Annotated in this window: 15 protein-coding genes and 1 tRNA gene; 8 read left to right on the top strand and 8 right to left on the bottom strand. The window is 59.4% G+C overall.

The window, feature by feature from the left end; translation table 11 throughout:
* Positions 1–268: 268 nt before the first annotated feature.
* Together DW661_RS09275 and DW661_RS09280 are read right to left on the bottom strand one after the other, a co-directional pair.
* A complete protein-coding gene (locus DW661_RS09275) occupies positions 269–2797 on the bottom strand; it encodes a phosphoketolase (RefSeq protein ID WP_118935414.1) in 2529 nt (842 codons plus the stop codon).
* A gap of 204 nt (positions 2798–3001) precedes the next feature.
* Positions 3002–4030 carry a LacI family DNA-binding transcriptional regulator gene (locus DW661_RS09280; protein WP_118935415.1) on the bottom strand — a complete coding sequence of 343 codons (1029 nt, stop codon included), beginning with the start codon at positions 4028–4030 and terminating at the stop codon, positions 3002–3004.
* Positions 4031–4270: 240 nt separating this feature from the next.
* Here DW661_RS09280 and murB point away from each other — a divergent pair, with 240 nt between their 5' ends.
* Positions 4271–5233: a UDP-N-acetylmuramate dehydrogenase gene (murB, locus tag DW661_RS09285; protein WP_118935416.1), complete on the top strand. Its 963-nt coding sequence runs from the start codon at positions 4271–4273 to the stop codon at positions 5231–5233.
* Between the two features lie 222 nt (positions 5234–5455).
* Here murB and DW661_RS09290 read toward each other — a convergent pair whose 3' ends face one another.
* Positions 5456–6661: a hypothetical protein gene (locus DW661_RS09290; RefSeq protein ID WP_117564857.1), complete on the bottom strand. Its 1206-nt coding sequence runs from the start codon at positions 6659–6661 to the stop codon at positions 5456–5458.
* Positions 6662–6927: 266 nt separating this feature from the next.
* Between DW661_RS09290 and galE the strand changes: the two genes are divergently transcribed.
* The 3 genes from galE (at position 6928) to glgP (ending at position 12112) form a co-directional block, all read left to right on the top strand.
* The gene (galE, locus tag DW661_RS09295) at positions 6928–7989 is read left to right on the top strand and encodes a UDP-glucose 4-epimerase GalE (protein WP_117855760.1); all 1062 of its coding nucleotides are present in this window, start codon (positions 6928–6930) and stop codon (positions 7987–7989) included.
* A gap of 208 nt (positions 7990–8197) precedes the next feature.
* On the top strand, positions 8198–9715 hold the full coding sequence (gene malQ / locus DW661_RS09300; RefSeq protein ID WP_233547493.1) for a 4-alpha-glucanotransferase: 1518 nt from the start codon (positions 8198–8200) through the stop codon (positions 9713–9715).
* 129 nt (positions 9716–9844) lie between these two features.
* Entirely contained in the window at positions 9845–12112 is a 2268-nt protein-coding gene (gene glgP / locus DW661_RS09305) for a glycogen/starch/alpha-glucan family phosphorylase (RefSeq protein WP_233547494.1), read from the top strand.
* Positions 12113–12567: 455 nt separating this feature from the next.
* On the opposite strand, the gene DW661_RS09310 is transcribed toward glgP, so the two are convergent.
* From DW661_RS09310 to DW661_RS09330, 5 genes are all read right to left on the bottom strand, one after another.
* The gene (locus tag DW661_RS09310) at positions 12568–13767 is read right to left on the bottom strand and encodes an ABC transporter ATP-binding protein (protein WP_117640835.1); all 1200 of its coding nucleotides are present in this window, start codon (positions 13765–13767) and stop codon (positions 12568–12570) included.
* A gap of 68 nt (positions 13768–13835) precedes the next feature.
* Positions 13836–14675 (bottom strand): carbohydrate ABC transporter permease, encoded by an 840-nt coding sequence (locus DW661_RS09315; RefSeq protein ID WP_117858793.1) that lies wholly within the window; start codon positions 14673–14675, stop codon positions 13836–13838.
* Positions 14675–15529, bottom strand: coding sequence for a carbohydrate ABC transporter permease (locus DW661_RS09320; RefSeq protein ID WP_099432301.1), 855 nt, complete (start codon positions 15527–15529; stop codon positions 14675–14677). The genes DW661_RS09315 and DW661_RS09320 overlap by 1 nt, the downstream gene beginning before the upstream one ends.
* A gap of 87 nt (positions 15530–15616) precedes the next feature.
* The gene (locus DW661_RS09325) at positions 15617–16933 is read right to left on the bottom strand and encodes an ABC transporter substrate-binding protein (RefSeq protein WP_055252173.1); all 1317 of its coding nucleotides are present in this window, start codon (positions 16931–16933) and stop codon (positions 15617–15619) included.
* Positions 16934–17239: 306 nt separating this feature from the next.
* Positions 17240–17959: a GntR family transcriptional regulator gene (locus DW661_RS09330; RefSeq protein WP_117776883.1), complete on the bottom strand. Its 720-nt coding sequence runs from the start codon at positions 17957–17959 to the stop codon at positions 17240–17242.
* 224 nt (positions 17960–18183) lie between these two features.
* On the opposite strand from DW661_RS09330, the gene DW661_RS09335 reads away from it, so the two are divergent.
* From DW661_RS09335 to DW661_RS09350, 4 genes are all read left to right on the top strand, one after another.
* A complete protein-coding gene (locus DW661_RS09335) occupies positions 18184–20634 on the top strand; it encodes a PTS transporter subunit EIIC (RefSeq protein ID WP_118935418.1) in 2451 nt (816 codons plus the stop codon).
* Between the two features lie 127 nt (positions 20635–20761).
* Complete coding sequence (locus DW661_RS09340; protein WP_089573618.1) at positions 20762–21775, top strand: polyprenyl synthetase family protein; 1014 nt, start codon at positions 20762–20764, stop codon at positions 21773–21775.
* Between the two features lie 139 nt (positions 21776–21914).
* Positions 21915–22820, top strand: a complete 906-nt coding sequence (locus DW661_RS09345) for a peptidoglycan-binding protein (RefSeq protein ID WP_199584890.1) — start codon at positions 21915–21917, stop codon at positions 22818–22820.
* A 38-nt stretch (positions 22821–22858) separates the two neighbouring features.
* Positions 22859–22930, top strand: a tRNA-Gln gene (locus DW661_RS09350).
* The last annotated feature ends 508 nt before the right edge of the window (positions 22931–23438 follow it).

Genomic DNA, 23438 nt, shown 5'->3' on the forward strand with positions numbered 1-23438 from the left:
GAAGTTCGCGAAGCCCACTTCTCAGAGCAAGGCAACCCGCCCGGAGGCGGCCCCAGCGCGAGACCGTCCAGCAATGCGCTCCCCGAGCAATCGCTCACCGCTGGTTGCGCAAAAGCCAGCGAGCGAGTTCCAGGTGCCCCAGGTCGCCGCGAAAGAGGAGCGACGCGTACTTCTTGTACGCGAGCGACGGTTTGAACGGCGAGATGGGGTGCCTGGAACCCGCGCAGCGTCGAGCCATTACGCGGTTTGGTAAAACCGCGTAACTAAGTTACTCGTTGTCGCCTGCGGTCATTTGGGTTGCGGAGAGTGCGCCGTCGGCTGCCGTTGCGGCAGCGGCGTCGGGCCAGACCCAGTCGGTAAAGGCCGGGTGATCGAAGCCCTCGTTGCACGCGAACTCAAAGGCCTCGGTGCGGAATGCCTCCCACTCGTCAATCTGCTCTGCAAACTTGTCGGCGTCGACCATGCGCAGCACGTCGGCGGCCAGGGCCCAGCGGTCCATGTTGTTCAGACGCAGCATGTCGAACGGCGTGGTCGTGGAGCCCTTCTCCTCGTAGCCGTGGACGCGGAAGGCGTCGTGGCCGGGGCGGTTCCAGATCAGGCGGCGAATCGTGCCGGCATAGGCGTGGAATGCGAAGAGCACGGGCTTCTCACCGCAGCCGAACAGCTCAGCCCAGCGCTCATCGCTGATGGCCTGGTCGTTCTCGCAGACGTTCTGAATCTTGAGCAGATCGACCACGTTAACGAACCACACCTTAATGCCTAGCTCGCGCAGCATGTCGGTTGCAGCCAGGGCCTCGAGCGTCGGCACGTCACCGCACGTGGCAACTACGACGTCAGCCTCGGCGAGCGAGTCGGCAGTCGATGCCCACTCCCAAGCCGCGACACCCTCGGCGAGCTCGGCACAGGCCTCGTCGACCGTTTGGAAAGTCGGGGCGGGCTGCTTGCCGCAGAAAATGGCGTTGACGCAGTCGGTGGACTGGTAGACGCGCTCGGCCACAGCGAGGGCCATGTTGGCGTCGGCCGGATAGTAAGCATTCACGATATGCGTGTCGTTGGCCTTGTTGAGCAGCAGGTCGATAAAGCCGGGGTCCTGGTGCGAGAAGCCGTTGTGGTCCTGACGCCAAACATGGCTCGACAGCAAAATGTTGAGGCCGCTGATGGGAGCACGCCACGGAATCTCGCGCTTGGTGGCCTCGAGCCACTTGCAGTGCTGGTTGACCATGGAATCGACCACGTGCACAAAGCTCTCGTAGGAGCTCCACACGCCGGAGCGGCCGGTGAGCACGTAGGCCTCGAGGAAGCCCTCGCACTGGTGCTCGGACAGCTGCTCGACGACCTTACCGGAGCCGGCGAGCAGCTCGTCGTTGGCCTCGTCCTCGTAGAAGCCGGCATCCCACTGCTTCTTGGTCACCTTGTAGGCGGCCTGCAGGCGGTTGGACGCGGTCTCGTCGGGACCAAAGATGCGGAAATCCTCCATGTTCTTGGCCAGAACGTCGGCAGTGTACTCACCAAAGACGCGAGCGGCCTCGGTGGAGCCCCAGCCATGGCCCTTCTCGGCGACGGGGATCTCGTGGGCGTGGATATCGGGCAGCTCGAGCTCGCGGCGCACCTTGCCGCCGTTCGCGTTGGGATTGGCGCCGATACGCAGCTCGCCGGTCGGCATAAAGGCCGTCACCTCGGGGCGTACCTGGCCCTCGGGCGTAAAGAGCTCCTCGGGCTTATAGGAGCGCAGCCACTCGCGCAGCACGCGGAAGTGCTCGTGAGTGTCCTTGGCACTCGCCAGCGGCACCTGATGGGCGCGCCAGGAGTCCTCGGTCTTCTTGCCGTCGATGTGCTTGGGGCAAGTCCAACCCTTGGGAGTACGGAACACAATCATGGGGTAAGCAGGGCGGGCCACGGTCTCGCCTGCGGCGGCCTGGGCCCGCGCGGTGGCCTTGATGTCGCAGATCTCGTCAAAGACCTGCTCAAACAAGGCAGCGAAACGCGCATGGATGCTCGCGTGGCTCTCGTCGTCAAAGCCGGCGACAAAGAAGTGCGGCTTGTAGCCCATGCCCTCAAAGAACTTGGTGAGCTCCTCGTCGGACACGCGGGCGAGGATGGTGGGGTTGGCGATCTTGTAGCCGTTGAGGTGCAGGATTGGCAGGACGATGCCGTCGGTTGCCGGGTTCACGAGCTTGTTGGACTGCCAAGAGGTGGCAAGCGGACCGGTCTCGGACTCACCGTCGCCCACCACGGCCACGGCCAGCAGGCTCGGGTTGTCCATGACGGCGCCGTAGGCGTGGCTGAGAGTGTAGCCGAGCTCGCCGCCCTCGTGGATGGAACCGGGCGTCTCGGGCGCAAAGTGGCTCGGGATGCCGCCGGGATAGGAGAACTGGCGGAAGAACTTCTGCAGGCCGGCCTCGTCATTGGTGATGTCGGGGCGGATCTCACGGTAGGTGCCATCGAGCAGCGACTGGGCGGTGCCAGCAGGGCCACCGTGGCCCGGGCCCATCAAGAAAATGGCGTTCTGGTTGTGATCGGCGATGAGGCGGTTGACATGACCGAACAGGAAGTTAATACCGGGCGTGGTGCCCCAGTGACCGACCAGACGGTGCTTAACGTCCGGACGACCAAAATCGCGCGTCTCGCCGGTCTTCTCGTCGACAAAGTCGCTGCGCATCAGCGGGTTGGAGCGAAGGTAAATCTGGCCGACGGACAGGTAGTTCGAGGCGCGCCAATACAGGTCGACACCCTCGAGCTCGGAAGCGGGAACCTCATGTCCCAGTTTTTGCCACGGCGTTCCCAGTGTTTTAGCCATTGTTTATGTCCCTTCGCTGCGCGGTCGCCTTCCGATACGGCAACCTTTCGTTGGGACTAGTATATTTGCTAAAACGTTTTATCATGGTGAAAAAACGTTTTACCATCCTGATTTGCCATATGGACAGGCAAAAGCAGACATTCACCTGCGGCATTGTCTGTCACAGGTACTCCACATTCAATCTGCATGAATTGATAAACGTGTTTAGTTGTGTTTAGTAAGCTCGAGCACGCTGTCCTTAACGATAAGCTCCGGCTCCAGAACGACCTCTTCGGCACGCCTGCCGCCCCTACCGGCAAGACGCTTGGACATGCAGCCAAAAGCATGCTCCGCAAGGACACCAGGGTCCTGCTCAATCGCGGTCAGCGCCGGCTCAAAGAGAACGTCGGCCGCCGAGTTGTCATAGCTCACCACCGAGATATCGCCCGGGATGCTCTTCCCCATCTCGTGCAAGCGCTTGAGCAAACCGAGGGCAATGTTATCCGAGCTTGCGAACACGGCAGTGGCGTCAGTTGTGAGCACTGCCTCCGAGGCCTCGTATGCGCTCGGAATGTAGTACTCGCTCTCAAACTCCAAACGCGCGTCGATGGGCAGCCCCACCTCGCGCAGCGCGCGCTCGTAGCCGGCAAGACGCTTACGACCCGTATTGGAACGGCGCGCATTAACCAAGCAGGCAATACGACGGTGGCCTTGCTCGATCAGATAGCGGGTGGCCATATAGCCGCCCATCTCGTGGTCGAACATCACCTTGTCGCACTCGAGTCCCTCAATGGCACGGTCAACCATTACCGCCGGGATGGGCAGATGGCTGACTTCTTCGCGCAAAGCGCGGTCGTCCGAGAATTCGTCGCCCACGACCAAGAACACACCATCGACGCCGCGCGTCACCAGCTGGCGCAGGAGCTCTAGATCGTCCTCGGCGCTTCCACCCGAGCTGGTAATAAAGAGCGCGTAGCCGTCCTCGCGGCAGCGCTTTTCCAGACTGCCAGCGAGCGAGGCAAAAAATCGGCTCTCGATGTTGGGAACGATAAGGCCCAGCGTGCGCGACTCGCGCATGACCAGGCTGCGCGCGATCTGGTTGGGAACATAGTGGTTGCGCGCCGCGACCTCTTTGATGCGCTTGCGGTTTTCTTCCGAGATGCGACAAGGCCGGTTGTTGAGAACAAGCGAGACCGACGAGGGGGAAAGCCCCACCTCCTGGGCAATCTGCTTGAGAGTAACTTTGTTGCCCATCTCGCTCCTTCCGAGTATTCGCGCAATCTCTTGAAAGTATAGCGACCGTCCCTCTACCTCGATGATAAACACTTTACCAATCCGGTAGACGGCTGTTTTATCGCCGCGATTGGTGCAAAGCAACCTGACCCCTTTGCACCATGTGATGCATTGGGGTCAGGTTGCTTTGCACCAAATCCATCCAGGTGGGGTATATTGCATTCGATTGATGAAAACGACCACCATAAGGCGGATATACGTATGCACGAAAATGACTTTTTTAACGAGGACCTGCTCTGCGCGCTCGCTGGCGTTGCCGGCGAGGACAACGTGCTCATGAGCGAGCCCATGCGCGAGCACACCACGTTTAAGATCGGCGGCCCGGCCGACGTCTTTGTCACGCCCGACACCGAGCAGGGACTCATTGCCACGCTCGATACCTGCTACCGCTGCGATCTGCCACTCACCATCGTGGGCAACGGCTCCGACCTGCTCGTCGGCGACAAGGGCATCCGCGGCGTGGTCGTGGCGCTGGGCGAAGGCCTCTCTAACATCACCGTCGACGGCACGCATGTTACGGCAGCAGCCGGCGTGCTGCTCTCGGACGTAGCGGCCGCGGCAGCCGAGGCTGGCCTTACCGGCATGGAACCCATTTCGGGCATTCCCGGATCGGTCGGCGGCGCCTGCTACATGAACGCCGGAGCTTACGGCGCCTGCATGGCCGATGTACTGGAGTCCGTGCGCGTCTATAAGCCCGCCCGCGCGCTCGACGACGGCACCCGCGGTAGCGGCAATATCATCGAGTTCGATGTCGATGAGCTCAACCTGGGCTATCGCAAGAGCCGCATCGCCGACGACGGCTTTATCGTGCTCTCGGCCACTTTCAATCTCGCCCCGGGCAACGCCGCGATGATCAAGGCCGACATGGATGACTACCGCCAACGCCGCGAGGACAAGCAGCCGCTCGACATGCCAAGCGCCGGCTCCACCTTCAAGCGCCCCGAGGGCTATTTTGCCGGCAAGCTCATCATGGACGCCGGCCTGCGAGGACACGCCATCGGCGGCGCGCAGGTGAGCGAAAAGCACTGCGGCTTCATCGTCAACGCCGACCACGCCACCGCCGCCGATGTCGACGAACTCATCCGCCACATCCAAACAACCGTCAAAGACCAATTCGACGTAGACCTCGAACCCGAAGTCCACCGAGTCGGCGAATTCCTCTAAAAAAGAAGGCCCCGAAAGGGGCCTTCACTTTCTTTTATTCAGACAACCAATCCGGTGCGTAGCGCCCCGAACCCGAGAGGGCCGCGTGCCCGCCCGCAATATATTTGATTGATCGCGAGTTCCGCACGCAAAGAAGGCCACTTAATGTGGCCTTCGTCTTGCGCAGGACTGCCCGAGCAGGCAATCAAATATATTGCGGGCGGGCACGCGGCCCAGTCGGCTTTACGACAGCGCAATACCGCCAAGCCAGCCCCAACGCACGCCAGAGCCAGTACCATAAAAGCTAATGAATGAATCAAGCGACTTAGACGTAATGGCGCCCTCGTTGCTCATTACGATGCCGCCGCCAACGTAGATACCCACATGACCGTAGATAAGGCCCGGAGCACCCGTGCCGCTGTGCGAGGAATCGGCCACGATCATGCCCACCTGCAGCGCCGAGCGGTCGGAGCTATAGCACCAGGCGTTGAACATGTCACACGCGTTGCCGCCAAAATAGCCCACGCCGGCATTGCGGAAGACATTGGTAACCCACGCCGCGCACCAGTTCTGACCCGGCGAAGGCGTGGAGTAGCACGCGTTGACGACGGCCTGCTGCTTGCCCGAGCCGGCATTCTGCTGCGGAGTTCCGGGCGCATACGATCCACCGCCCGAGCTCGAACCACCCGAGTAGGAATTGTTCTTGTTCGCGGCGGCCGCGGCAGCGGCGGCCTTCCTAGCGGCCTCCTCGGCCTGGGCGGCAGCGAGAATCTCGGAATCGCGCTGAGCCATGAGCTCCTTGACGTCGTCGGAAAGACCGTTCAGCACGGTCTGGACTTCTTGCTGCTTGGCCTGCATATCCTGCATCTGAGCCGTCTGCTGGTCCTTGAGTTTCTCCAGGTTGGCCTTTTGTGCTTCGAGCTCGGTCTTCTGCGCGTCGAGCTCAGCCTGAATCGTCTGGATATCCTCGATGGCATCGCGGTCGCTCTTGTTGATCTTCTCAACGTAATGCGCGTTGGCGACGAGTTCCTCAAACGAGCCAGAGGCCAGCAGCAGCGACAGGATGTTCGTACCGCCGGACTTGTAGCTGGCGGCCACGCGATCGGAAAGGTCGTTGCGCTTCTTCTTGAGCTCGGCCTTCTTTTCATCGATCTGGGCCTGCGTGTCGTCAATCTTGCCCTGGACATTCTCGATGTCGTTGAGGGTCTGGGCATTCTTGTTGGCCAGCGCCGCATACTCATTTGCGATGCTGTCGAGCTGGGCCTGAACCTCGTCGAGTTGGGCCTGGGCGGCATTCAATTTATCGGTGGTTTCTTTGGAAGCCTCCGCCGCATGGGCGCGAGTGGGCAGGCCAAAAAGAACTGCCGCAGAAGCGGCGCCGAACAGGGCCTTAAGGGCAGTGCGGCGCGAGAGCTCCTGGGAAAGGATGGAATCGCTGTTTGGTGACATATGTACTCCGTTACATGCTTATTTATATGTCGCTCAACTCATACATATTAGCGTACATATGGCGCGTCCCAACGATTTCCACGAACGGCAGGAAACTACAAGGTCGGCGGCTCGTAAGCAATTGTCAAATTTGAGGTAACAATTGAGCAAGCTCTTATATGAGTACGTTAACATAATCCTCTGCTTTTCCTACAGTGCACCATTTGGGCGTCCCCGCCTGCGCTATACTCCCCTCTAGAAGTGTTCCTGATTCGATAGGAGACTACATGTCCAAAGCACTCGACCCCAAAGACACCTGCGTCCTCGTTACCGGTGGCGCCGGCTTTATCGGCTCGCACACCGTCGTTCAGCTGCTCGAGGGTGGCTACCAGGTCGTCATCGTCGATGATCTCTCCAACTCCAGCGCCGTCGCCGTCGACCGCGTCAAGACCATCGTGGGCGACGAAGCCGCCAAGAACCTCACCTTCTACAAGGCCAACGTGCTCGACCGCGATGCGATGAACAAGATCTTCGATACCCATCAGATCGACCGTGTCATCCACTTTGCCGGCTTTAAGGCCGTCGGCGAGTCGGTGAGCAAGCCCGTCGAGTACTACCACAACAACATCGAGAACACCCTGGTGCTCATCGACGTCATGCGCAACCATGGCTGCAAGTCCATCATCTTCTCGAGCTCCTCGACCGTCTACGGCGACCCGGACAACCCGCCCGTCACCGAGGAAGACCCCAAGAAGCCCGCAACCAACCCCTATGGCTGGACCAAGTGGATGATCGAGCAGATCCTTATGGACGTCCACACCGCCGACCCCGAGTGGGACGTCGTGCTGCTCCGTTACTTCAACCCCATCGGCGCTCATCCGTCAGGCCTGATCGGCGAGGACCCCAAGGGCATCCCCAACAACCTGGTGCCCTATGTCGCCCAGGTCGCCGTGGGCAAGCTCGAGGCCGTTCAGGTCTATGGCAACGACTACCCCACCCCCGACGGCACCGGCGTGCGCGACTACATCCACGTGTGCGATCTGGCCTCTGGTCACGTTGCCGCCCTTAACTGGATGAACGGCAAAACCGGCGTCGAGATCTTTAACCTGGGCACCGGCACCGGCACCTCGGTACTCGAGGTCGTCGCCGCCTTCTCCAAGGCTTGTGGCAAGGAGCTGCCCTACGTGATCCGCGAGCGCCGCGCCGGCGACATCGCTGCCAACTGGTGCGATGCCTCCAAGGCCGAGCGCATGATGGGCTGGAAGGCCCAGTACGACATCGCGGACATGTGCCGCGATAGCTGGAACTGGCAGAGCCACAACCCCAACGGCTTCGCCGACGCCGAGTAGCAAAAACCTACATACCGCTCTTGCCCCGATCTCACGTTGTGAGGTCGGGGCTTTTTCATGGCATGTAACCATTCGCCGAAAATCGACCAACTTTTTTATCTTGCCTGTACATGTTTAAACAACATGTTTTACAATAGGCGTATCGAATCAGAACATCGGAGGCGGACTGCACACCCATCGGCAGGCCGACCCCACAACAAGAAGGTTGGTGAGCGCATTCATGGAGCGTGCAAGCGGCGTCCTCATGCCCGTCTCATCTCTGCCCGGACCATACGGAATCGGCGGCTTTGGCTGGAATGCCTACGACTTCGTCGATTTTCTCGCCTCGTGCAAACAACATTACTGGCAGATTCTGCCCCTTACGACGACCAGCTATGGCGATTCGCCCTATCAGTCGTTCTCGGCCCGCGCAGGCAACTCCAACTTTATCGACTTTGCCGAGCTTATCGAGGCAGGGTATCTGGAGCAGCGCGATATCGATGGCGTGTATCTGGGATCCGACCCCAGCAATGTCGACTACGGTGCCATCTTTGGTGGCCGCCGTCAGATTCTCGACCGCGCCGCCGAGCGCTTTGCTGCCGACAAGCCGGCCGATTTCGATGACTTTATCCAGGCCAACGAGGACTGGCTCATCCCCTACTGTGAGTTCATGACCGTCAAAGAGGAGTGCGGTCTCAAGGCGTTTTGGGAGTGGCCCGCGGAGCTCCGCACCCGCGGCGAGGCTTCCGCCAAGGTCTGCGCCGACCATCCGGCGCGTATGCTCTACCACCAGATGACGCAGTACTTCTTCGATCGCCAGTGGAGCCGCCTCAAGGCCTATGCCAACGAGCGCGACATTCTCATCATCGGCGACCTGCCCATCTATGTCTCGCGTGACTCCGTCGAGATGTGGGCGACGCCTGAGCTCTTTAAGATCGACACCGCCGGCAATCCCGTGAGCGTCGCCGGCACGCCGCCCGACCAGTTCTCGGCCACCGGCCAGTACTGGGGCAACCCCATCTACGACTGGGACGCCATGGAGTCCGACGGCTTCTCCTGGTGGGAGGGCCGCATTCGCGCCGCCCTCGACATGTACGACGTCATCCGCCTGGATCACTTCCGCGGCTTCGAGGCCTATTGGGAGGTGCCGTTCTCCTCGCCCGATTCGTCCTACGGTTCGTGGACGCAGGGTCCCGGCCTCAAGTTCTTCAAGACGCTCGAGGAAAAGCTCGGCACGCTGCCCATCATCGCCGAGGACCTGGGCTTCCTCACCCCCGGCGTCATCGACATGCGCGACAACTCGGGCTTCCCCGGCATGAAGATCCTGCAGTTTGCCTTTGAGGGCACCAACTCGTACTACCTGCCGCATAACTACATCGCCAACACCGTCGCCTATGTGGGCACCCACGATAACGAGACGGCGCGCGGTTGGTTTGAGGGAACGGCCACCCCGCGTCAGCGCGAGCAGGCAGCCCTGTACACCCATCAGCAGGCCGGCGAACCCATGGCAGATGCACTCAATCGCACCATCGCCGCCAGCGTGAGCGACACGTGCATCTACACCATGCAGGACCTGCTCAACTTGGGCAACGAGGCGCGCATCAACACCCCTGCCACGTTGGGCGGCAACTGGACCTGGCGCATGCTCGACGGCGCCATCACCCGCGAGCTCGAGCACAAACTCACCGACTGGACCGAGACCTACTTCCGCATCCCGTCGGAAGCCGAAATCGAGCTTCCTCAATAGGAGCTACCGCGCCCGACCCCTCCCCACCGTGCGGACGCGCTTGCTTTTTCCCGCGCGAGGCCACCCCAATCCCCTCGCGCGGGCTTCTTATGAATTGCAGACATGAAACAACCCATCACAGGAGAAAACATGCCCCAAATTAACCTCATGGAACTCGCCGAGCAGTCTTTTGGCACCTCGCTCGAGCAGCTCGACGACCGTCGCATTTACAAGCTGCTGGTCAAACTCGTGCAGGAGCGCTCCGCCGCCTGCCCGCTCAACAACGGCAAGAAAAAGCTCTATTACATTTCCGCCGAATTTTTGATCGGCAAGCTGCTCATCAACAACATGATCGACCTCGGCATCTACGATGAGGTTAAGGACCAGCTCACCGCCGCAGGCCACGACCTCAACAAGATCGAGGAGTTCGAGGTCGAGCCGTCGCTCGGCAACGGCGGCCTGGGCCGCCTGGCCGCATGCTTCCTGGATTCCATCGCCACGCTGGGCTTGACCGGCGATGGCGTGGGCCTCAACTATCACTACGGCCTGTTCCGTCAGCGCTTTGTCGACAACCAGCAGAAGGCCGTCCCCGACGAGTGGCTCGGTGAGCAGGACATCCTAGTCGACGACGGCCGCTCCTACACCGTCGAGTTCGGCGATTTTGCCGTTACCTCCAAGCTCGTCAACATCGACGTGCCCGGTTACGGCCAGCCCACCAAGAACCGTCTGCGCCTGTTCGACCTGGCGAGCGTCGACGACGGCCTGGTCCCCGGCAGCTCCATCGACTTCGACAAGACCGAGATCGCCAAGAACCTCACCTTGTTCCTCTACCCCGACGATTCCGACGAGCAGGGCCGCCTGCTTCGCGTCTATCAGGAGTACTTCATGGTGAGCAACGCCGCCCAGCTCCTGATCGACGAGGCCGTCGAGCGCGGCAGCAACCTGCACGATCTGGCCGACTACGCCGTGGTCCAAATTAACGACACGCACCCCACCATGGTCATCCCCGAGCTCATTCGCTTGCTTACCACCGAGCATGGCATCGAGTTTGACGAGGCCGTGACCATCGTACGCTCCATGGTCGCCTACACTAACCACACGATCCTTGCCGAGGCGCTCGAGAAGTGGCCGCTCGCCAGCCTGCAGAAGGTCTCCCCTGCCATCGCCGACATTATCGTCAAGCTCGATGAGATCGCGAAAGCCGAGCACGATGACCCGCGCGTCGCCATCATCGACGAGCACGACACCGTCCACATGGCCCACATGGACATCCACTTTGGCTTCTCCATCAACGGCGTAGCCGCCCTCCACACCAAGATCCTGGAGGACACCGAGCTTCATCCGTTCTACGAGATCTATCCCGAGAAGTTCTCCAACAAGACCAACGGCATCACCTTCCGCCGCTGGATCCATGGAGCCAACCCCGCGCTCGCCAGCCTGCTCGACGATGTAATCGGCACCGACTGGCGCAGCACCGGCGATCTGAACAAACTCGCCAAGTTCGCCGACGACAAGGACGTTCTTGAGCGCCTGGCCGCCACCAAGGTCGAGGCCAAGGCCATCATGCGCCAGTTCATGGCGCTCGAGCAGGGCGTGACCATTCCCTCCAACGCCATCATCGACGTCCAGGTCAAGCGCATCCACGAGTACAAGCGTCAGCAGATGCTCGCGCTCTACATCATCTGGAAGTACTTCGATATCAAGAACGGCAACAGGCCTAAGCACCCTGTCACCATCATCTTTGGCGGCAAGGCGGCGCCTGCCTACACTATCGCGCAGGACATCATCCATCTGATCCTGACGCTGTCGCAGTGGATTGCAAACGACCCCGACGTGGCTCCCTACCTGCAGGTTGTCATGATCGAGAACTACAACGTCACCGCCGCCGAGCGCGTGATCCCCGCCGCTGACATCTCCGAGCAGATCAGCCTGGCCTCCAAGGAGGCGAGCGGCACCTCCAACATGAAGTTCATGCTCAACGGCGCCCTAACCCTGTGCACGCTCGACGGTGCCAACGTGGAGATTGCCGAGCTCGTGGGCGACGAGAACATCTATACCTTTGGTGCCTCGTCCAAACAGGTCGAGCAGCTCTACGCCGACGGCACCTACAACGCCGGTGCGCTCTACCGCAAGCCCGGCATTAAACTGCTGGTGGACTTCATCACCAACCCGGCCTTTATGGCAACCGGCAACGCCGAGCGCCTGCAGCGCCTGCACGACGACATTAAGGGCAAGGACTGGTTTATGGCCTTGCTCGACATTGAGGAGTACATCCAGACCAAGGAGCGCGTGCTGGCCGACTACGAGGACCAGGACGCCTGGATGCGCAAGGCGCTCATCAATATCGCCAACGCCGGCACCTTCTCGTCCGACCGTACGATCTCCCAGTACAACGACGAGATCTGGCACCTGGACTAACCCATTCCCCTTACCCATTCTCTTGAGGAACGGAGTCGTGGCAACACGGCTCCGTTTTTTGTGCCCGCACGTTACCCTGTGATCCAACTCGGCCAAACAATCTCGATCCATAACAACTACTCAACCAAAACGGTCCCAGCCGTTACAGATTGAGACATACCGGCCCCTCCCCTTGGGTTTATCTCAATCTGTAACATCTAGCAGGTGAAATTCGCCTTTGGTGTTACAGATTTAGATGAAATGGTTAGCTCAGCGGAACCGTCTCGATCTGTAACATCTAACGTCCGAAATCGGCCCTATCCGTTACAGATCGAGACAAACGACGGTCAGACAGTCCCAACACAAAGAAAGGCTCCCCTCTCGCCCAGTGGACGGGAGGGGAGCCTTATATGTGACCGCGGCAAAAGGATGGCAAAGCCGCAGTCGCCCAAAGGGAGGGCCTGGATGCACCGGGCCTAGATCAGGTTCTTGCCAGACACCTTATCGAAGAGATGGGTCGCGTTCTTCTCGAACTTGAACCAGATGGGGTCGCCAGCCTTGAGCGCGCCCTTGGCCTCGAGGTCGACGACGGGGATAATCAGGACAAACTGGCCGTCGGGAGCGGTCACGTGGACATGCTCGGTCGAGCCCATGAGCTCGGTCACCTCGACGGTGCCCTGGAGCGCACCCTCCTCGCCCTTGTCGGCAAGCAGGATCTGCTCGGGGCGCACGCCGGCCGTAATCTCCTTCACGTCGCCGCCGTCCCAGTTGAGAGCAAGCTGAGCGCAGGTCTCGGGGGCGAGCGCCACGTTCATATCCTCGGTCTTGACGGTAAAGCCGTTGCCCGAGCGCACCAGCTGGGCATCGAAGAAGTTCATCTGCGGCACGCCGATGAAGCCGGCGACGAAGATGTTCGCGGGATGGTTGAAGACCTCCTGCGGGGTGGCGATCTGCTGGACGACGCCGTCCTTCATGACCACGATGCGGTCGCCGAGGGTCATAGCCTCGGTCTGGTCGTGGGTAACGTAGATGAAGGTGCCCTTGATCTCGTGACGCAGCTTAATGAGCTCGGCGCGCATCTGGTTACGAAGCTTGGCATCCAGGTTGGACAGCGGCTCGTCCATCAGGAAGACCTTGGGGTCACGCACGATGGCGCGGCCGATGGCGACGCGCTGGCGCTGGCCGCCAGAGAGCGCCTTGGGCTTACGGTCGAGGTACTCGGTAATACCCAGGATCTCGGCAGCGGAGCGAACCTTGCGGTCGATCTCGTCCTTGGGGACCTTCTTGAGCTCGAGCGTAAATGCCATGTTCTCGTACACCGTCATATTGGGGTACAGAGCGTAGCTCTGGAACACCATGGCGATGTCGCGGTCCTTGGGCGCCACGTCGTTGACGCGCTTGCCGTCGATGAGCACGTCGCCGGAGGTGATGTCCTCCAGGCCGGCGACCATGCGCATCGTCGTGGACTTACCGCAGCCAGAAGGGCCAACGAGGACGATGAACTCCTGGTCGTGAACGGTGAGGTTGAAGTCCTCTACAGCGAGCACACCGTCCTCGGTAACCTTGAGGTTGTGCTTCTTCTCCTCGGTCTTCTTCTTTTTGCCAAAGAAGCCCTTCTTTTTTGACTCGTTGTTGGGATACACCTTCTGAACATGTTTGAGAACGATCTCGGCCATGTCTCTACCTTTCGATACGCGGCGCCGCGCTGAGGGGCGCCGCCAAAACTTGCAAAACAGTTACGGCATCAGCCCTTGACGGCACCTGCCACCACACCGTCGATGATGTACTTCTGGCAGAAGATGTACATGATGACGATGGGGACAACGACCATCATGATGCAGGCCATCATGGGGCCGAGCTCGACGTGGCCATAGCCGCCGCGGAAGTACTGGATCAAAATAGGAATGGTCTTGTACTTGGTGGAGTCGAGCGTAAGGTAGGGCAGCAGGTAGTCGTTCCAGACCCACATGGTCTCGAGGATGCCGACCGAAAGATAGGTGGGCTTCATGATGGGGAGAACGATCTTAAAGAACACCTGGACCGGGTTGCAGCCGTCAATCATGGCCGCTTCCTCAATCTCGAGCGGGATGTTCTTGACGAAGCCGGCGAACATAAAGACCGCGAGGCCCGCGCCAAAACCGAGGTAGATGAAGCAGATGTTAAACGGCGTGTTAAAGCCGATGCGGTCCGCGAGGTTGGACAGCGTGAACATGAGCATCTGGAACGGTACGACCATCGAGAAGACGAACAGGTAATAGAAGAAGTTCGAGATCTTGCTGTTGACGCGCACCACGTACCAAGCGCACATGGAGCAGCACACCAGAATCAGCACGACCGACGTGACCGTGATGATAAGCGAGTACATAAACGCCGAGGCAAAGCCCTGCTCGTTCAGAGCGTGCACGTAGTTTGCGAGGCCGTTGAACGTCTCGGGCGTGAGCAGATCGAACGCCGTGGTGGTGCTGATTGCGGTCCCCTTCTTAAAGGAATTGAGCGCAATCATGAACACAGGGTAGATCCACGCGAGCGACAGAATCGTAAAGAAGATCGAGAGCGCGCGGTTAATAGCCTTATCGCGTTTCATTACTGCTGCACCTCCTTGGACCTCGTGGCCTTAAGCTGGATCATAGAAATAGCGACAACCAGGATGCAGAAGATAACTGCCTTGGCCTGACCGATGCCCTGCCATGCGATGCCAGCACGCGAATAGAACGTGTTGTAGATGTTCAGGGCGAGCATCTCGGTGGAGTGCGCCGGGGCACCACCGGTAAGGGCGAGGTTCTGGTCGAACAGCTTAAAGCCGTTGGTGATGGACAGGAACAGGCAGATGGTGATGGTCGGCATCAGGTTGGGGATCTTAACCTTCCAAAACGTCTGCCATGCCGTAGCGCCGTCGACCTTGGCGGCCTCGATGTAATCAGACGGAATGGACTGCAGACCGGCGATGTAGATGATCATCATGTAGCCGACCTGTTGCCACAGGGTCAGGATGATAAGGCCCCAGAAGCCAGCGGCGGAGTTGAGGGCGATAAGCTGGGCACCCACGTTGGAGAGCAGGCAGTTGATCAGAATCTGCCAAATGTAACCCAGTACAATGCCGCCAATCAGGTTAGGCATAAAGAAAATCGTACGGAAGATGTTGGTGCCCTTGAGCGCCTTGCGAGTGAGCGCCTGCGCAATGGCCAGCGCGATCACGTTGATGAGCACCGTCGACAGGAAGGCAAACGCCACGGTAAAGAAGAACGACGTGGAGAACTGCGGGTCGGTCAGTGCGCGCACGTAGTTCTCGATACCGACAAAGTGCGCGTTATTGATGGTAATAAACTGGCAGAACGAGAGATAGAAACCCTGGATAAAGGGAATCACGAACCCGATCATAAACGCCAGGCACGTGGGCAGCATAAAGAGCGGCCACCAGCGCTTGAGTGCTTTGCCCATAGAAGGGTCCTTTCAATATGCAGGGGGCGGGCAAACCTACGTCTGCCCGCCCCCTGTCGCTAATCAGATAGCTTGGGCAGCAACTGCTTACTCGGAAGCAGCCTTCTCGGTCTTCCAGCCATCGACGAAGGCGTTCTTGACGCCGTCCCACTTGGTGTTGTCGGCAGCATAAGCGATGAGAGCCTGCTTGAGGTTCTTCTTCCACTCCTCGGAGGGGATGTAAACGAAGTCCCAAGCGACGGTCTTCTTGCCGTCCTTGGCCATAGCAACGGCCTGCTGAGAGAAGACGTTGGTGGTCTCCTTAGCGCTCTTGAACGGGGCGGTCAGACCCATCTTGTCAGCGATGATGCTGGTGGCGGTGTCAGAAGTGACGCACCAATACATGAAGTCCTCGGTGGCCTTCTGGGCATCCTCGGAAGCCTGGGAGCTGACGCACCAGTAGTTCTCGCCGCCGGAGCACAGGCCCTGGTTCTCCTCGCCGTCGACGCCGATGTAGATCGGCAGCATGCCGAGCTGGTCGTCGGTCATACCGGCCTTGGTGAGGTCGGCGTAGGCCCAAGAGCCGTTCTGATAGAAGACGGCCTTGCCGGTTGCGAACTCGTTGGTGGCGTCGTCACCGGTCTTGGAGGCGAGCTGCGAAGGATCGCAGGTGGAGTCGGTGATGTACAGGTCGAAGATCTGCTTAAAGTTGTCGAGATACTCGCCCTTGATCTCGTCGTCCTCCTGGTTGTGCTCCTTCTCGAACTCGTAGTAGAGCGGGAGGTTGGCGAGGTGGGTGGTGTAGCGCCAGCTGGAGGAGTCATCCATGCCGGCGGAAGTGAAGGCACCGTCAACGCCGAGCTCGTCCTTGCGGGCCTGGATGTCATCGGCGCAAGCCTTCAGCTTGTCGAAGGAGTTGATGTCCTCGGCCTTGTAGCCGGCCTTCTCGAGGAGCTCCTTGTTGTAGATGATGCCGTAGCTCTCCTGAACCCAGTCGATACCCAGATCCTTGCCGTCGGACTGCAGCGCCAGGGAGTCGTCGATGAGCTCGCCGCGGAGCTTGGTGTCGGAAAGATCGGCGCAGTAGTCCTTCCAGTTCTTAAGGCCGGTGGGGCCGTTGACCTGGAACAGCGTCGGAGCGGAGCTCTTGGACATCTCGGACTTGAGCTTCTCCTCGTAGGTGTTGGAGGCGGCGGTCACGATCTTGACCTCGACGCCCTTCTCCTTCTTGTACGCCTTGGCGATCTCCTTCCACTCCTTGTCGACCTCGGGCTTGAACTGGAGGAAGTAGACCTCGGCAGCGTCACCAGAAGCAGAGGAGCCAGAGCCGGCAGAACCACCGCAGCCCACGAGACCCAGACCAAGAACCGCAGCCGCGGAGCCAGCGAAGCCCAGGAACTGCCTTCTGCTCATTTCGTTCTTCATTACAATCCACCCTTTCACACCGTGGCGGCACCCTTTGCCGCCGCCTTCGGAGATTGGCTCGGGGACTTTGCCCCTTTTGCTGATTTGTACAATACGCTATTTGGCTAGTTGTTTGAACAAGTATTACTAGAGCGGTAGAAAAACTTCGGTGAACGGTAATTTCAACTTGATACTTGACAAGTTTTGTATAAACAATTACTTGTTATCGAATGCAGAGAAAACGCCCGGTCAAGCCGATGCATCGTCGGTTTGACCGGGCGTTTTCTCTTTGAGGACATGAGTCTCGTCAGGCTGCGAGCTAGCCGGCTATCGCTTGGAGTTAACGCGGTAGTGGAAGATCTCGGGGTGTGTGCGAGCGTGCGTCACCTCAAATAAGATGCCGTCCGAGGTGTACGACTGGCTCTCCATAACGGCGACGCAGTTGTACTTGCCAAGGTCCAAGTAGCTGCAGTCCTCATCGTTGGCAAGCTCGACGCTCACCGTACGGCGGCTCGCCATCACTTTGACGCCACGCTTGTGCTCCAGATAGTCGTAGATAGAGCTTGCCGCAATCTCGGGGGTCAGGCCCTTGGCGATCGACTCCAAAAAGTAGCCGTGGTCCACCTGGCGCGCGCTGCCGTTGAGGCTTCGGACACGCACGACGCGAATCAGCTCCTCGCCCACCTTAAAGCCAAGGCGGCGCGACAGTTGCTCAGTGCAAATCAAATGTTCAAAAGACTTGACCTCGGTCGATGCGACGGCATTGTTGCGTTTTGCGAACTCGCCAAACGACTCAACCTCTTCGAGTGCGCCCAGCATGTCGGTTTCGCCCTTAAGCCAAATAACGCGCACGCCCTTGCCGTGTATAGGCTGCACAAACATCTGGTCGGCCAGCATGCTCAAGGCGCGTCGAACGGTATTGCGCGTGCAGCCAAACTCCGCGGTCAGCTCGGCTTCGGTTGGCAGCATCTCCTGAAACGCATAGGTCCCGTTAATGATGCGCGAACGGATCTCGCGGTAGATTCCTTCGTAAATCGCTTTTGGCATAACTTCACCTCTAATGAATATGTATGGCTAGGCACGATAGCATTTCTTAAAGTTGTTTAAACCGATTATCGGTAAAGTACGGATTATTTACCGTCGACGGTTCCCCCGAAACCCAAATCGGACCGAATCAAAACCGTCAATGCGGCAAGCAGCCAGTCCTCTACAATGAGTTCATTGTTTAAACGTTCTTGCTCGCACAGCATGTTGCATCCGGAAGGCATATTATGCTGCAGAAAATCCAACGCTTTGGCGGGGCAATGTTCGCGCCCGCCATGCTGTTTTCTATATCAGGCCTCATGGTCGGCATCTCCGCCCTCGCCACGACCGTAGACATCGTCGGTGACCTCGCCGTATACGGAACCCCTTGGTACGTTTTCTGGACCATCATCCAGCGCGGCTCGTGGACGGTCTTTAAACGTCTCCCGCTCCTTTTTGCCGTAGCGCTGCCTATCGGTCTTGCCCAAAAGCAACCGGCACGCTGCTGCCTCGAGGCACTCGTGGCCTATTTTGCCTATTGCTTCTTTTTGAGCGAGATCATTAAGCTGAGCGGAGACAACCTTGGGCTTAAGTACCCATCATCTTTGACCCCCGCCAGCGGTATCACCGTCATCGACGGCATCAAGACGCTCGACACCGGCATTATCGGCCCGCTGGCGGTATCGGCAACCGTCGTCGCCATCCATGACCGCTTCTACGATGCCAAGGTTCCCGATTGGCTCGGCACCTTCTCGGGTTCCTCGCTGGTCTACCTCATCAGCTTTTTTGCCGTGTTTGCCCTTGCCGCCATCTCGGCCGCCATCGTGCCCTTCGCATACGCCGTAACCGAAACGCTGCGCCACGCACTTGCGGGCGTCGGCCCCTTCGGCGTGGGCATCTTTGTGTTTTTGGAGCGAGCACTCGAGCCCATGGGGCTGCACCACCTGCTCTATATGCCCATCTATTACGACAATCTGGTCATTCACGACGGTATTTACGCCACGTGGACCAACCTGCTCCCCATTCTCTCCCATAGCACGCGCCCTTTAAATGAACTTGCGCCCTGGGCAGGTTTTACCGCCACCGGCTGGGGCAAGCTCTTTGGCCTTCCCGCCATCGCGGCAGCATTCTATTTCACCGCCAAACCCGAACGCCGCGCCGGCCTTAAGGTCATCCTTTTGCCCGCCATCGTCGCCTCGGTGGTCTGCGGTGTCACCGAGCCGCTCGAGTTTCTCTTTATGTTCACCTATCCTGGACTCTTTTTGCTCTACGCCGTCCTATCCTCCTGCCTTGCCATGACCATGAACTTCTTCGGTATCGTCGGCATCTTCTCGGGCGGTCTCATGGAAATGACGGCCTTCAACTTCATCCCACTCATGCGAATGCATGCCGGCTCCTACCTTTTGGCGCTCGGTATCGGTCTGATGTTTAGCGCTGTCTTTTTTCTGGTCTTCCGGGGCCTCATTCTGGCTTTCGACCTAAAAACCCCAGGCCGCGAGGATCATATCGCCAGCGATGCGGCGCTCGCACGTCTGACGGGAAAAAGCTCTGCCAAAGAAGGCGCGGCCCAAAACGGCACCGACAACCAATCATCCCAAGATCATCTGCTTGCTGAGCAAGTCGTTGCGCTCTTGGGTGGCGTTAGCAATATTGTAGGAGCGACCAATTGCGCCACGCGTCTGCGCGTTGAGGTCGCAGAACCTTCCGTTGTCGCAGACAACGCAGCCTTCGTCGCGGCGGGCGCCAAGGGCCTCATCATTACGGGCAAGACCGCCCAGGTGATTATTGGCATCTCCGTTCCCCGCGTTAAAGAGCATTTTGACCAGATCATGGGCCTCGAGCCGGGATTTGTGCCCACCACCTCGGCCTCCCCTGCCGCCAGCGCAGCCCATAAGCGCGGCGATATCTGCTTCTTCGATATCGACGGAACACTCGCCTGGCAAGACCCTCGAGTGGCACAAGAGCTTCCCGAGAGCGAGCGAGACCTCTCCCCCTATCCCAATGAAGCGGTCTCGCAAGCCATCCGTGATTTTGTCGCCAAGGGCAATATGGCGTTTATCTGCACAGGGCGCACGCTGAGCTGCATCCATCCAAAGCTGCTCGAGCTGCCCTGGACCGGCATCGTCTGCCTCGCGGGTGGCTATGTCGAACTTGAGGGACACGTGATTCGCGATTTGGCGATGACGCCCGGCATGCTGCAGCGCCTTGCTCCCATTCTTGAGCAATCGGACGAAGTGATTCGTTTTGAGGGACTCAATGGCGTCGTTCGCATGAGTGCCGATGCGCCCGACGCCCCGGGATACGCCCGCACCGTGGGCGATGCAATTACGCAGCTGCAACATTACAGCGCCTACAAGATCTTAATGTCCACGTCGCTTGCCAACCGCATCGCTCAGGATCAAGCGTTTGAGCCGCTGCTCTGCTTTAACGAGCTCGAGCTCGAAGTGGCCGAGATTTCGCCTCGCGAATGCACCAAGCGCGAGGGTATCCAGTCCGTACTCGACGCCCTCGATCCCCACCACGGAACCGTATACGGCATCGGCGACGCCAGCAATGACGTCTCGCTGATGAACGCCGTCGACGTTGGCATCGCCATGGGCAACGCGCCGGACTTCCTCAAGGAAAAGGCCGACTATGTCACCGACAGCATCGACCACGACGGCGTCGTCACCGCGCTCGAACACTTTGGGCTTATCTAGCCAAGCCCCTACCGCACTTGCGGCCGCATGGACCAATCGTCTTCAACCGCCGCGCTCGACGCCCTAATGTGGCAATATGTTGTCTGCATAATGCAACGATGCAACCTATCAAAGAATGCGAGAACCCGTGTCCAGTCCGTTTACCAGCTTTTTAGCCCAGCACTTTGACCAGATTAACGACTATCTGGCCACGTTCTTTGACGGACAGGCGACTTCCGCCGATATCGAGCGCTACCTGTATACCCCGCTCTCGGCATTTACGGCAAACGCTGGCAAGCGCCACCGCCCGCTCATCTGCATGCTCGCCGCCACTGCGGTAGGCGGCAGCTTTGAGAGCGCCCGCAGCGCAGCGGCGGCCATCGAGCACTTTCAGTCGGGCGCACTCATCCACGACGACATCGCCGACAACGGGCAGATTCGTCGCGGCAAGCCCTGCATGCACCTTACCGAGGGCACCGGTCTTGCCATCAACTGCGGTGACCTGGCGCTCACCATGGTCACCAAGACGGTTCTCGACGACCCCACACTCAACGCAGACGTGAAGCTTCGCGTGCTCCACGAGCTTACCGAAATGATCGTCCGTACCATCGAGGGCCAGGCGCTCGACCTGGGCTGGGTCCGCGACGGGCGCTTTGACATTTCGGTCGACGATTATCTGGACATGGCGACGCACAAGACCGCGTACTACAGCGGAGCAACGCCGCTTGCCGCCGGAGCCATTATCGGCGGCGGCAGCGAAGAGCAGATTGAGGCACTGCGCGCCTTTGGGCTGCACACGGGCCTTGCCTTCCAGATTCAAGACGACCTGCTCAACTTGATCGGCACCAAGGAGGCCGCCAACAAGGACTTCCGCACCGATATCACCGAGGGCAAGCGCACCCTCGTTGCCGTGCATGCCCTGTCAGACGAGCGCTATCACGACGAGATCGAGGCAATCCTTTCCTCGGGCACCGAGGACCCTGCGCAGCTCGCACGCGCCGTGGAGATCTTCCAGGAGACCGGCTCCATCGATTACGCCCACACCTATGCGCTCGACCTGACCGCTAAGGCCAAGGCCGCTATCGAAGGCGTCGAGCTCGACCCGCATGCGCGCGAGCTCTTCCTCTCAATGGCAGATTTCTTTGTGGAGCGTCTTAACTAGCGGGGGTCATAAAACCTGTGGGCAGCGAGTTTGGGTACAAGTTGCTACACTATTGAGTGCATGTTTATAAATTGTCTCGCGTTGTCTATCCGACACACGCTCAAAATAGTACGAATGGTACGCCGAAAGGGGTTCGTTCATGGAACCTATTACCACGGGCATGCAGGGAGCAGCCGTCGAGGATGTTCAGTCCCGCCTTCTGCAGCTCGGCTATACAATCGATGACGCCGAGGTTGTCGACAAGCGCTTTGGCACCACCACTGAGCAGGCCGTCAGCACCTTCAGGCTCGACAGCGGCCTTGCTGCCGGTCATGCCGTCGATATCCCCTGTTGGAGCGCCCTGGTCGACGCCTCGTATAAGCTGGGCGACCGCACTCTGTATCTGCGCATGCCCAATTTCCATGGCGCCGATGTGCAGGCCCTGCAGCGCGCTCTCAACGTTTTGGGCTTTGCCTGTGGCGAAGACGACGGCTACTTTGGTCCGCATACCGAGGCCGCCCTGCAGCAGTTCCAGGAAAATGTCGGCCTGTTTGCCGACGGCATGGCCTTCCAGGACACCTACGCCTACATCAACCGCCTGCACCATGTGTGGGAGGGCAAGCCCTCGGTCACCGAAGCCGAGTCCCGCATCGGTTTTGCTCGCGCCGCCAACGTGCTCGAGCGCTTCCAGATTGCCGTCATCGGCGAGGACCCCATTGCGCGCAGCGTAGCATCGCGCATGTGGAACATCGCCACGGCGACGACCGACAGCAGCGGCATGATGCTTTGCGATTCCGAGGTTCCGACCGACGTTGACCTGGTGCTCGAGATCGCAAGCGACGAGTTGCCTGCAGACGCCGCCCCGCGCGCCACGATCGCCCTCGCCGAGTGCCACAACCTGGCCCAACGCATCCGTACCGCCAATGTTGCCGCACAGCAAAAGCCGGCACGAATTCGCATCGAGCTCACCGGCATGACGCGTTACAACGGCACCTTTACCGCAAGCGACGCGCAGACCCTCGCCGTCCGCCTTCTCGATGGCGTTTGCGATGCCCTCGCAGATTAGGTAAACTAGACGAGTTGCTTTTGAGCAACACCAGACATTGGGACGTAGTTCAACGGTAGAACTCCGGTTTTTGGTGCCGGCTGTTGGGGGTTCGAGTCCCTCCGTCCCAGCCCCAAAGAACATAGCGCTCCAGGCTCTTATGAACCTGGAGCGCTTTTTCGTGGGCAAGCGGAGGGATTCGAACCCGCAAGGGTGCGGAGCTGAGGAAACGCGAAGCGTTTTCCAGCGCAGCACGCAAGGAGCGAAGCGACGCAGCGGGGCGCGGATGCCGCAGGCAGACGCGGAATCCCTCCGTCCCATACCAGCAACGGGCTCCCCGCATCTCGACTTTCCAGCCAAACCGGCACTTAGGGGCGCTCCCAAAGTGCCGGTCATAGCTTCTCCTACAGAACGAGAAGTTGCAAAAGGTAGATTTTCAGGCATGTCCCAAAAATCCACCCTCAAAAGACAGGCGCCCCAAGCCCATTAGGACCAAGAGCGCCTTACATCTAGAAAATATCAGCCCAGTTCCGAAAAGCGAGCCGTCTGCGACAACCAAGTAGCCGCCGGCCCCGGGAGAGCGGGGACACCGACTTAGGTTTATCGCGAGTTCCGCACGAACAGGAGGCCACTTAATGT

It is taken from the genome of Collinsella sp. AM24-1 (genome assembly GCF_003470325.1).
Classification (GTDB): Bacteria; Actinomycetota; Coriobacteriia; order Coriobacteriales; family Coriobacteriaceae; genus Collinsella.